Source organism: Streptomyces sp. L500 (assembly GCF_054551825.1).
On sequence record NZ_JBTOLC010000001.1, the window covers coordinates 559735 to 570783 of the forward strand.

Sequence of the window (11049 nt, forward strand, 5' to 3'; positions counted from 1 at the left end):
GTCACATCAGCGCGAGCCTTCCGTCACAGAAGTCCGACAGGCCCTCGCGAATGATCACTCTCCGTCGTTCCCGGGGCGAGGCTCAAGCGACCGAGAACGGCCGCGCCGCAGCTCCCCGACGGACCCCTCCTCCGTGGCTGCGCCGCGGCGGAGAGGCGAGAGATGACCGACCGTCGGCTCTGGTCCTACCGGGAGATCGCGGCGCACATCGGCGTGCAGACCGACACCGTGCGCTCGTACCGGAAGCACGGACTGCTGCCCGTTCCGGACCTCCACGAGCGCGGCAAGCCCTACTGGTTCGCGGACACCATCCGTGACTGGGTGACGCGGCGCCCCGGTTACCGCGACCGCCGTCCGAAGAAACCTTGATTCCGCCGTTTCCCACCCCTCGGAATACCCCCCGGGGGTACGATGACCCAGGCATCGGCAGAAGCCCTGCGCAGCCCACTTCCGAGGAGCACACCCATGAGCACCACCACCGTCTACAAGGTGTCCGGCATGACCTGCGGCCACTGCGAGTCCGCGGTGCGCGAGGAGGTCTCGGCGCTCGCCGGCGTGAGCTCGGTCGAGGCCGTGGCCGCCACCGGCCTGGTGACGATCACCGCCGCCGGGCCGCTGGACGACGAGGCCGTCCGCGCCGCCGTGGACGAGGCCGGATACGAACTGTCCGGCCGCGCCTGAGGCGCTCCCGGCGCGAGGCACCTTCACAGAATCACCACAAGGAGCCTCTTGCCCTTTTACACCCCTTATGCCTGGAGACCTAGATCACAGCGATTGGGGGGTAACCATCGAGGGGGGGCATTGGTCTAACCAGGCAGTGCTGGATCGTCTTGGGGGACGAACCGGCCACGCGTGGCCGGGGCACGTACCCGGGGAGCTTTGAGCGGCCCTCCCGTACGTACGCGTCCCGGCAGATCGCGTCCGCCGGCTCCCGGCCGGATCCCGTGGGGGGAATCCGTGCCGGGGCAGGGAAGCGCCTCGCTCCGACCCGTGGGGGGATCGGAGACGGGGCGCTTTTCATTGCCCGCATCGCCCGCATCGCCCGCACACGCGAGAGGCGCCCCGCACCGGTCCGGTGCGGGGCGCCTCTCGTACGCCTGTGGAGCGGCTCCGTGGAGCCTTCCGGCTAGCGGCGCTCGACGGGGACGAAGTCGCGCTCGACGACGCCCGTGTAGATCTGGCGCGGGCGGCCGATGCGGGAACCCGGCTCCTTGATCATCTCGTGCCACTGGGCGATCCAGCCGGGCAGCCGGCCGAGCGCGAACAGCACGGTGAACATCTCCGACGGGAAGCCCATGGCCCGGTAGATCAGACCGGTGTAGAAGTCCACGTTCGGGTAGAGGTTGCGCGAGACGAAGTAGTCGTCGTTGAGCGCGTGCTCCTCGAGCTTGAGCGCGATGTCGAGCAGCTCGTCGCTCTTGCCCAGGGCGGAGAGGACGTCGTGCGCCGCGGCCTTGATGATCTTCGCGCGGGGGTCGAAGCTCTTGTACACCCGGTGGCCGAAGCCCATCAGGCGGACGCCGTCCTCCTTGTTCTTCACCTTGCGGATGAAGGCGTCGACGTCGCCGCCGGAGGCCTGGATGGACTCCAGCATCTCCAGGACGGCCTGGTTGGCGCCGCCGTGCAGCGGGCCCCACAGGGCGTTGATGCCCGCGGAGATCGACGCGAAGAGGTTGGCCTGCGAGGAGCCGACCAGGCGCACCGTCGAGGTGGAGCAGTTCTGCTCGTGGTCGGCGTGGAGGATCAGCAGCTTGTCCAGGGCGCTGACGACGACCGGGTCCAGCTCGAACTCGGCGGCGGGCACCGAGAAGGTCATGCGCAGGAAGTTCTCGACGTAGCCGAGGTCGTTGCGCGGGTAGACGATCGGGTGACCGATCGACTTCTTGAACGCGTACGCCGCGATCGTCGGCAGCTTGGCCAGCAGCCGGATCGTCGACAGGTGACGCTGCTTCTCGTCGAACGGGTTGTGGCTGTCCTGGTAGAAGGTCGACAGCGCGCTGACCACGGAGGACAGCATCGCCATCGGGTGGGCGTCGCGCGGGAAGCCGTCGAAGAACCGCTTGACGTCCTCGTGGAGCAGCGTGTGCTGGGTGATCTCACCCTTGAAGGTCGCCAGCTCGTCGACGGTGGGCAGCTCGCCGTTGATCAGCAGGAACGCGGTCTCGAGGAACGAGCTGCGCTCGGCCAGCTGCTCGATCGGGTAACCGCGGTAGCGCAGGATGCCCTGCTCGCCGTCGAGGTAGGTGATCGCGGATTTATAGGCGGCGGTGTTGCCATAGCCGGAGTCCAGGGTCACCAGACCGGTCTGGGCACGCAGCTTGCCGATGTCGAAGCCCTTGTCGCCGACAGTGCTGTCGACCACCGGGTAGCTGTACTCGCCGTCCCCGTACCGCACTACTACAGAGTTGTCGCTCACGTCATCCCTCACCGACGTTGTGCCTCTTCTTCGAGGTGCCCTGACTACCCCTACCTTCCCCCATTTGGACGATGTACGTGCACTCGGGGTCGGCCATAGGGCCCAAGGGCGGCACTCAGTGCCGCCCAGCCTGCCCATCCTGCCCCCTTCGCCCTGATTGGTAAACCGGTCAGAGACGAACACCACCTTCCGCGAGGCGGAAGTCCAGCGCCGTACAGCGCCGCCCCGCCGAGACCGTGCGCACCGCCTGACCCAGGGCACGCCGTGACCCCACCAGCACCACGAGCTTCTTCGCCCTGGTGACGGCGGTGTAGAGGAGGTTGCGCTGAAGCATCATCCAGGCACCCGTGGTGACGGGGATCACCACCGCCGGGTACTCGCTGCCCTGGGAGCGGTGGATGGTCACCGCGTAGGCGTGGGCGAGCTCGTCGAGCTCGTCGAAGTCGTAGCCGACCTCCTCGTCCTCGTCGGTGCGCACGGTCAGCCGCTGCTCGACCTCGTCCAGCGCCGTGACCACGCCGACCGTGCCGTTGAAGACGCCGTTCTCGCCCTTCTCGTAGTTGTTGCGGATCTGGGTGACCTTGTCGCCGACGCGGAAGACCCGGCCACCGAAGCGGCGCTCGGGCAGATCGGGGCGGGCGGGTGTGATGGCCTGCTGGAGCAGCCCGTTGAGGGTGCCGGCGCCGGCCGGGCCGCGGTGCATGGGGGCCAGCACCTGGATGTCGCGGCGCGGGTCGAGGCCGAACCTCGCGGGGACGCGCCGGGCCGCCACGTCCACCGTCAGCCGGCCCGCCTCCTCGGTGTCCTCCTCGACGAAGAGGAAGAAGTCCGCCATGCCCTGAGTGATGGGCTGGACGCCGGAGTTGATGCGGTGGGCGTTGGTGACGACACCGGACTGCTGGGCCTGCCGGAAGATCCGGGTGAGCCGGACCGCCGGGACGGGGCTGCCGGGGGCCAGCAGGTCGCGCAGCACCTCCCCGGCGCCCACCGACGGCAGCTGGTCCACATCGCCGACCAGCAGCAGGTGGGCGCCCGGGGCGACGGCCTTCACCAGCTTGTTGGCCAGCAGCAGGTCCAGCATCGACGCCTCGTCGACGACCACCAGATCGGCGTCCAGCGGCCGGTCCCGGTCGTAGGCGGCGTCGCCGCCGGGCTTGAGCTCCAGCAGCCGGTGGACGGTGGAGGCGTCGGCGCCGGTGAGCTCGGCGAGCCGTTTGGCGGCCCGGCCGGTGGGCGCGGCCAGCACCACCTTGGCCTTCTTGGCCCGGGCCAGCTCCACCACGGACCGGACGGTGAAGGACTTGCCGCAGCCCGGGCCCCCGGTGAGGACGGCCACCTTGCTGGTGAGCGCGAGCCGGACGGCCTCCTGCTGCTCGGGCGCCAGCTCGGCCCCCGTGCGCCCCGCGAGCCAAGCCAGGGCCTTGTCCCACTGGACGTCCCGGAAGGCCGCCAGACGGTCGTCCGGGGCCTTCAGCAGCCGGGTCAGCTGGGCGGCGAGGGAGAGCTCCGCGCGGTGGAAGGGGACCAGGTAGACGGCGGTGACCGGCTCCCCTCCGTCGGGGCCGGGCACTCTCTCGCGGACCACTCCCGCGCCGTCCGGCCCGTCCTCCGCCAGCTCGGCCAGGCAGTCGATGACCAGCCCCGTGTCGACCTGGAGCAACTTCACCGCGTCCGCGATCAGTTGTTCCTCGGGGAGGAAGCAGTGGCCCTGGTCGGCGGACTGGGACAGGGCGTGCCGCAGACCGGCCTTGGCCCGCTCGGGGCTGTCGTGCGGGATGCCGACCGACTGGGCGATGCGGTCGGCGGTGAGGAAGCCGATGCCCCACACGTCGGCCGCCAGCCGGTAGGGCTCCTCGCGGACGACGGTGATGGAGGCGTCGCCGTACTGCTTGTAGATGCGCACGGCGATGGAGGTGGAGACGCCGACGCCCTGGAGGAAGACCATGACCTCCTTGATGGCCTTCTGCTCCTCCCAGGCGGCCCCGATCGACTTGGTCCGCTTGGGGCCGAGGCCGGGCACCTCGATCAGGCGCGTGGGCTCCTTCTCGATGACGTCGAGGGTGTCCGTGCCGAAGTGGCTGACGATGCGGTCGGCGATGCGCGGCCCCACGCCCTTGATGAGACCGGATCCCAGGTAGCGGCGGATGCCCTGGATCGTGGCGGGCAGGAGGGTGGTGTAGTTCTCCACGGTGAACTGCCTGCCGTACTGCGGGTGGGAGCCCCAGCGGCCCTCCATGCGCAGCGACTCGCCCGGCTGCGCGCCGAGCAGGGAGCCGACCACCGTGAGCAGATCACCGCCGCCGCGCCCGGTGTCGACGCGCGCGACCGTGTAGCCGCTGTCCTCATTGGCGTAGGTGATCCGCTCCAGGACCCCTTCGACCACAGCCAGTTGCACCATGCCCCGACGGTACCGCCGAGGACCGACAGGGCGTTCGGGCCTGTGGATAGCCGTCATTCCGCTTCGACCGGGCCCCACCGGGGGCGGTGACGATCGGCGGCGGTCGGGGCGCGGATGATTCGAGGGGCCCGGTCCGACGACCGGGCCCCTCGCGCTCCCCCCTGAACGGGCCTCCTCCGAATCCCCCCGGATCCCTCCCCGGGAAGCCCGATGTCCAATACGACCCCCGGGGGCCCCGCGGGGTTGCACCGATTTCAAGCTGTTATCAATCCGTTACTTACCGTAGGGAACCCCTGTTCGCTCCCCACCCCTCTCCCTGACGACGCCCACGCATTTCCCACGCCCCCACGGGGAAGCGAAAGAGGCATGAAGCTGGCCTTTTCGACCCTCGGCGTCCCCGGGATGCCGCCCCGCGACGTGGTGCGGCTCGCCGCCACCTGCGGTTACGACGGCGTGGAGCTGCGCGCCCACCCCGAGGAGCCCGTGCACCCGGGCATCTCCGCCGCGCAGCGGGCGGCGGTGGCCATGGAGTTCGCGGACGCGGGCGTGAGCGTCCTGGCCGTGGCCGGGTACGCCCGAGTGGCCGCCCCCGGGCCCGACGAGCCGGTGCTGGCGGAGCTCGCCGAGCTGGTCCGGCTGGCGGGGGACGTGGGGGCGCCGTACGTACGGGTGTTCCCCGGCGGGGGCGAGCGGCCGGCGGAGGAGGCCGACGCGGCGGCCGCCCGCAGGCTCGGCTCGATCGCCCCGCTCGCCGCCGACACGGGCGTCCGCGTCCTGCTGGAGACCCATGACTCGCACCGGCGGGCCCAGGACGCCGTGCGCGTGCTGGGGCCCGTGGGACACCGCAGCGTGGGCGCCCTCTGGGACCTGCTGCACACCTGGCTGGGCGGCGAGCAACCGGCCGCCAGCCTCCCGGCGCTGGCTCCCCATCTGGGCTATGTGCAGGTGAAGGACGTCGCCTCGGCGGAGGACACCGCTCCGCTGCCGCTCGGTGCGGGAGTGCTGCCTCTGGGCGCCTGCGTCAGCGCCCTCAGCCGCGCGGGCTGGGACGGCTGGCTGAGCTGGGAGTACGAGAAGCGCTGGTATCCGGGGTCGGCCGGCTTTCCTCAGCTGGCGGGGGCGGGAGCGGAGTATCTGCGGGGGCTGGTCGCCGCCGCCCCGCGAGCGACGTGAGGGCGACGCCGCCCACCAGCAGCACCGCCGCGCACCAGCGCGGCGGGCTCACGTGCTCGCCCAGCAGCAGCGCAGCCGAGGACATGCCGAACACCGGTACCAGCAGCGAGAAGGGTGCCACGACCGACGCGTCGTAGGTGCGCAGCAGGTATCCCCACGCGCCGAATCCGAGCAGCGTGCTCACCCAGGCGACGAACAGCAGGGCGCCGACGCCGGTCCAGTCGAGGGAGCGCAGCGCCTCGGCGTCGGCGGCCGGTCCCTCGAACACGAGGGACAGTGCCAGCAGCGGCAGCACGGGCACGGTGCTGATCCACACGGTGAAACGCAGGGCGTCCGGGGGCGAGGCCTTGCGGGTGAGGACGTTGGACACGCCCCAGAAGGCCGCCGCGCCCACGACCAGGGCGAAGCCCGTCAGCGGGCCGGAGGCGCCCTCGTCCGCGGCGGCGACCGCGATGCCCGCCAGGGCCACGGCCATGCCCAGCAGCCTGCCGCGGCCGGGGCGTTCCGCCAGGGCGAGCGCGGCGAAGAGGGCGGTGAAGACCGCCTGGGCCTGGAGCACCAGCGAGGACAGCCCCGTGGGCATCCCGGCGTGCATGCCGACGAACAGCAGCCCGAACTTGCCGACCCCCAGCGCCAGTCCCACCCCGATGATCCACCGCCACTTCACCGGGGGCGGCCCGGCGAAGAAGACGGCGGGCACCGCCGCCGCGAGGAAGCGCAGCGCGCAGAAGAGCAGGGGCGGGAAGTGGTCGAGGCCGACGTGGATGACGACGAAGTTGACGCCCCAGAGGGCGGCGACCGCGACGGCCAGGGCGAGGTGCTGAGGACGCATGTGACGAGGATCCGATGCGCCAACCATGTAGCACCAGCACATGTTTCTTCATGATGGGATTCAGCAACGCTCAACATTGGGGGTCCAAGGACCATGCTGGATCTGTCCCGGCTGCGCGCGCTGCACGCCGTCTCCGTACACGGCTCCGTCAGCGCGGCGGCCGTCGCCCTGGGGTACACGCCCTCGGCCGTGTCGCAGTCGATCACGAAGCTGGAGCGGGAGACCCGCACCACCCTGCTGGAGCGCCGGGGGCGCGGGATCGCGCTGACCGACGCGGCGGTCCGGCTGGCGGAGGCGGCGCACGAGCTGCTGACGCTCGTCGAGCGGGCGGAGACCGAGCTGGAGGAGCGGCGCGGGCTGCCGACGGGCCGGCTGACGGTCGGGGCGTTCGCGTCGGCCGCGCGCGGCCTGCTGCCCGGCGTGCTGGCCGCGCTGGCCCGGGAGCACCCGTCCCTGGACACCCGGCTGGTCGAGGTCGACCCCCACCTGTCCGTGGGGCTCGTGGAGCAGGGCGTGCTCGACCTGACCGTCACGTTCGAGTGGGACATCTCGCCGCTGCCCGTGCCCGAGGGCCTGGAGCGGATACGGGTGGGCGCCGACCTCTGCGACATCCTGGTGCCCCGAGGTCACGAGCTCGCCGGGCGCGACGGGCTGTGCCACGCGGACCTGGAGGGGCAGCGCTGGATCAGCCAGCCGCCCGGCACGGTCTGCCACGACTGGCTCGTCCGGACGCTGCGCGCGTCCGGGGACGAGCCGGACCTCGCCTATCAGGCCGCCGAGAACCACACCCACGTCGCGCTCGTCGCGGCGGGTCTGGGCATCGCCATGGCCCCCCGGCTCGGGCGCGGCCCGCTGCCCCCCGAGGTCGTGGCGCTGCCCCTGGAGCCCGTGCCCGTACGGCACCTGTTCGCCTACTGGCGCAAGGGCGCCGCCCGGCGCCCCGCGATACGTGAAACGGTGCGCATGCTGCGCGAGCAATGGCCGGACCGATCATTTTGAGCAACCGCTCAAAACGTATGATGAATGCTCTTCGAGGGGGCGGCGGATGTCAGTGGAGACCAAGGAACGGCTGATCACCGCTGCGGGCACGGTCCTGCGCACCCAGGGGTACGGCAAGGCCAGCGCGCGGACGATCGCCAAGGAGGCCGGCGTCAACTCGGCGCTGGTCTTCTACCACTTCGGCGGCGTCGACCCCCTGCTGTTCGCCGCTCTCGACCGCTCCTCGGCCGAGCGGATGGAGCGCCACACCGCCACCGTCGCGGACGCGCGCACCCTGGAGGAGCTCGCCGAACGGGCCACCGTCATCTACCGCGACGACCTGGAGGGCGGCCACATCGCCCTGCTCTCCGAGCTCGTCGCGGCGGCCGTGGCCAAGCCGGAACTGCGCGAGGAGATCCGGGTGCGGGTCGAGCCGTGGATGGCCTTCATGGAGGAGACCCTGGAACGGGTCATCGGCGGAACCCCCCTCGCCCGGCTCACCCCGCCGCGCGACCTGGCCAACGCCGCCGTCGTCTTCTACCTCGGGGTGAACCTCTTCACGGTCCTGGACGCCGACCGCACCCGGACGGAGTCGGTCTTCGGGATGGTCCGGCGGCTCGCGCCCCGCGCCGGGCTGCTGGCCCGGCGCGTCCCCGTGCGCTTCGGCCGGTCGCGCGGCTTCGGCAGGGCGCGGCGCCGGGCCGGCTAGCCCGGTGCGCCGCCGCGCGGAACCGCTCCGGCGCGCGGCCCGTCCAAGGGGCGTGCTGCCGCCGGTCCCCGCAGAGCGGTGCCGGCCCCGCCGTACCGACGGCGCGGGCCACTCCCTCTCCGCCGCCTGTGCCCGGTAGCGCGCCGCCGCCGGTCACACCCCCTCCACCACACCGGCGGCGGACGCCGGCGGGCGGGAGCGGGGCGCGCGGTCACCCTCCGCGAACCCTCCCGCACGCCTGGCGTGCGCCGGTGGCCGTCGGGTAACTCTGGACGCTCGGTCGGTGGTTGGGGGAGATCATGCGCCATCGCGCGCTACCGAAGGCGCTGTTCGCGTTCGCCGTCCTGTGCGGATTCGGGACCCTCGTCGGCTGTCAGCTCCAGGGGCGCCCCGGCGCGGAGATCGTCACCCAAGGCGGACAGGGCGGCCAGGCCGGACAGGGTGGACAGGGTGGCGGACAGGCCGCGCTCGAACGGGCCGATCCGGGCCGGAGCACCACCTTCCTGGCCCAGGGGTCGTGCGCGGGCCGGGACCGGACGGGCTTCACCGAGCTGGACTGCGCCGACGAGCGCGCCACCGCCGCCGTCCTCGCCCGCTACTACGGCCCGCAGGAGGACGGTCCGCGCTGCCCCGACAGCACCGACTTCGTGCTGCACATCACGGCGGTCAACGCCGGCACGTCGGAGTCGGAGAGCGCCCCCGAGGGCTACGCCTGCATGCGCGGTCTGCGCCCGCCGCACCCGGGCGACCCCGGCATGGGCGGCGGCCCGCTGACGGTGGCGGGCGACTGCGTGTACACCGAGCGGCACGGGGTCGTGAAGGAGACGGCCTGCGACGGTTCGCGGGGCCACGCGCCGGAGTTCCGGGTGGACTCGACGGTGCGCACCCGCGACGAGTGCCCGCCCTCGACCGACCTGTACGTACAGGTCGGCGGCGGGCGCCCCGTCGGGTGCGCCCGCCGCCTCTAGCCCCGCTCCGGCCCCCGTGGGGTTACGGGCGGAGCGTGGACTGCCGCTCCACGGTCTGCTTGTCGAGCTTGGCGTTGAAGGGCGCCAGCGGCTTGGCCAGCTTGTCGTCCTTCTGCACGGCGGCGTTCGCGACACCGGCCCAGCGCAGCACCTCGGCCGTGGCCACGGCCCGCTCGTCGGCCACGAGCTGGGAGATGTTGGAGCCGTGGTTGCCGCCCGGCGCGTAGAAGCGGTGGTCGTGGCGGGCCGCGGCGTTCCTGCCGAGGCGGAACGGCTCCGAGCTCCACGGGTCGTTCTGCCCGTAGACGAACAGCATGTTCCGGCTCTCCTCGCGCACCCAGCGGTCGACGTCCGCCATGGCGCCCGGCCGGAACTTCATCGGGATGTCACGCGGCACATAGGTGCGCGGCTTGTAGCTGTCGGGGTACCGCAGCAGGCCCTTGAGGTGGGCGAACTTGGGGCTCGGCGAGCCCAGTTCGGTGCCCGCCTGGTAGTAGTACGGCGTGAACCGCTCCAGGCCCTGGTCGGTGTAGCCGTCGAAGCCGGAGATCTCGTCGACGAACTTGTACAGCTCGTCCGTCGACGCCTTGGTCGCGGGCACGGTCTTGCAGTCGCTCTGGAGGTGGTACTGCCAGAACGCCCACACCAGGTCCAGGACGACGTTCTCGTAGGCCTTGTCGGCGCTGCCGACGGTCTTGAACGTCTTGCCGTTCTCGTCGGCCCACTTCTGGTAGCGGGCGACGATCTCGTCGCGGCGGACGAGGGCCTCGCGCTGCACCGAGTTCAGCTGGGTGCGGCAGGCCTGGTCGCCGACGGTCGCGAAGAACCGGTCGTAGGCGGAGTCCTCGTCGTTGACCACGTCGTTGGGCGCGACGTAGGCGACGGTGCCGTTCATGTCCTTGGGGAAGAAGCGGCGGTAGTACGTCGCCGTCATGCCGCCCTTGCTGCCGCCGGTGGCCAGCCAGTTCTTGTTGTAGACCGGCTTGAGGGCCTCGAAGAGGCGGTGCTGGTCGTTGGCGGCCTGCCAGATGTCGAGCTTGGACCAGTCGGCGGGCTGCGGCCGGGACGGCGTGAAGAAGCGGTACTCCATCGACACCTGGTTGCCGTCGACGATCCGGGTCGGCTCGCTGCGCGACGGGGTGGTGTTGACGTTGTAGCCGGAGGTGAAGAAGACCGTCGGCCGGTCGGTGTTCTTGTGCAGCAGCGTGAAGCGCTGCTCGAACGTGCCCTTCGACGGGTTCCGGTGGTCGACCGGCTGCCGATAGGTCATCACGAGGTAGCGGTAGCCCTCATAGGGCTTCTCCTCGACGAAATGCATCCCCGGGATCTTCAGGACGCGTTCCTTGATGTCCGACTCGGTGACGGTCCCCGCCGCCCCCGCCACCGTGCTGCCGGCGCCGACCGTCCCGATGGACATGGTCAGCGCCAGCAGGGCTCTGACGACCTTGCGCATGTGCCCTCCCCTGGTTTCGCGAAAGTCGCCGCGAACCTACCGGGGCAACATCCGCCACGCCAGAGTCGAGCCGGAGTGATCTTGCTCCCTTCCCCGGAGCTCCCTCCCGCGCCGGCCGCCGC

The 11049-nt window shown here is 71.5% G+C and carries 9 protein-coding genes and 1 pseudogene; 6 read left to right on the top strand and 4 right to left on the bottom strand.

Annotated elements, in window-relative coordinates; translation table 11 throughout:
- Positions 1–162: 162 nt before the first annotated feature.
- Complete coding sequence (locus tag ACX9I7_RS02675; protein WP_126914235.1) at positions 163–369, top strand: MerR family transcriptional regulator; 207 nt, start codon at positions 163–165, stop codon at positions 367–369.
- A gap of 42 nt (positions 370–411) precedes the next feature.
- Complete coding sequence (locus ACX9I7_RS02680) at positions 412–681, top strand: heavy-metal-associated domain-containing protein (protein WP_459386371.1); 270 nt, start codon at positions 412–414, stop codon at positions 679–681.
- A gap of 445 nt (positions 682–1126) precedes the next feature.
- Here ACX9I7_RS02680 and ACX9I7_RS02685 read toward each other — a convergent pair whose 3' ends face one another.
- Together ACX9I7_RS02685 and recD2 are read right to left on the bottom strand one after the other, a co-directional pair.
- Complete coding sequence (locus tag ACX9I7_RS02685; protein ID WP_126914237.1) at positions 1127–2416, bottom strand: citrate synthase; 1290 nt, start codon at positions 2414–2416, stop codon at positions 1127–1129.
- 169 nt (positions 2417–2585) lie between these two features.
- Positions 2586–4814, bottom strand: a complete 2229-nt coding sequence (gene recD2, locus ACX9I7_RS02690; RefSeq protein ID WP_387574854.1) for an SF1B family DNA helicase RecD2 — start codon at positions 4812–4814, stop codon at positions 2586–2588.
- A 402-nt stretch (positions 4815–5216) separates the two neighbouring features.
- Between recD2 and ACX9I7_RS02695 the strand changes: the two are divergent.
- Positions 5217–5894, top strand: a pseudogene (locus tag ACX9I7_RS02695) (sugar phosphate isomerase/epimerase family protein); the annotation flags it as partial.
- On the opposite strand, the gene ACX9I7_RS02700 reads toward ACX9I7_RS02695, so the two are convergent.
- On the bottom strand, positions 5845–6819 hold the full coding sequence (locus ACX9I7_RS02700) for an EamA family transporter (RefSeq protein WP_459386372.1): 975 nt from the start codon (positions 6817–6819) through the stop codon (positions 5845–5847). The pseudogene ACX9I7_RS02695 and the gene ACX9I7_RS02700 overlap by 50 nt on opposite strands.
- Positions 6820–6912: 93 nt before the next feature.
- On the opposite strand from ACX9I7_RS02700, the gene ACX9I7_RS02705 reads away from it, so the two are divergent.
- From ACX9I7_RS02705 to ACX9I7_RS02715, 3 genes are all read left to right on the top strand, one after another.
- On the top strand, positions 6913–7818 hold the full coding sequence (locus ACX9I7_RS02705) for a LysR substrate-binding domain-containing protein (RefSeq protein WP_459386373.1): 906 nt from the start codon (positions 6913–6915) through the stop codon (positions 7816–7818).
- A 46-nt stretch (positions 7819–7864) separates the two neighbouring features.
- Positions 7865–8506: a TetR/AcrR family transcriptional regulator gene (locus ACX9I7_RS02710; RefSeq protein WP_387574859.1), complete on the top strand. Its 642-nt coding sequence runs from the start codon at positions 7865–7867 to the stop codon at positions 8504–8506.
- Between the two features lie 299 nt (positions 8507–8805).
- Positions 8806–9474: a hypothetical protein gene (locus ACX9I7_RS02715; RefSeq protein ID WP_459386374.1), complete on the top strand. Its 669-nt coding sequence runs from the start codon at positions 8806–8808 to the stop codon at positions 9472–9474.
- 22 nt (positions 9475–9496) lie between these two features.
- Here the strand turns inward: ACX9I7_RS02715 and ACX9I7_RS02720 are convergent, their stop codons facing one another.
- Complete coding sequence (locus ACX9I7_RS02720) at positions 9497–10927, bottom strand: S28 family serine protease (protein WP_459386375.1); 1431 nt, start codon at positions 10925–10927, stop codon at positions 9497–9499.
- Positions 10928–11049 lie beyond the last annotated feature (122 nt).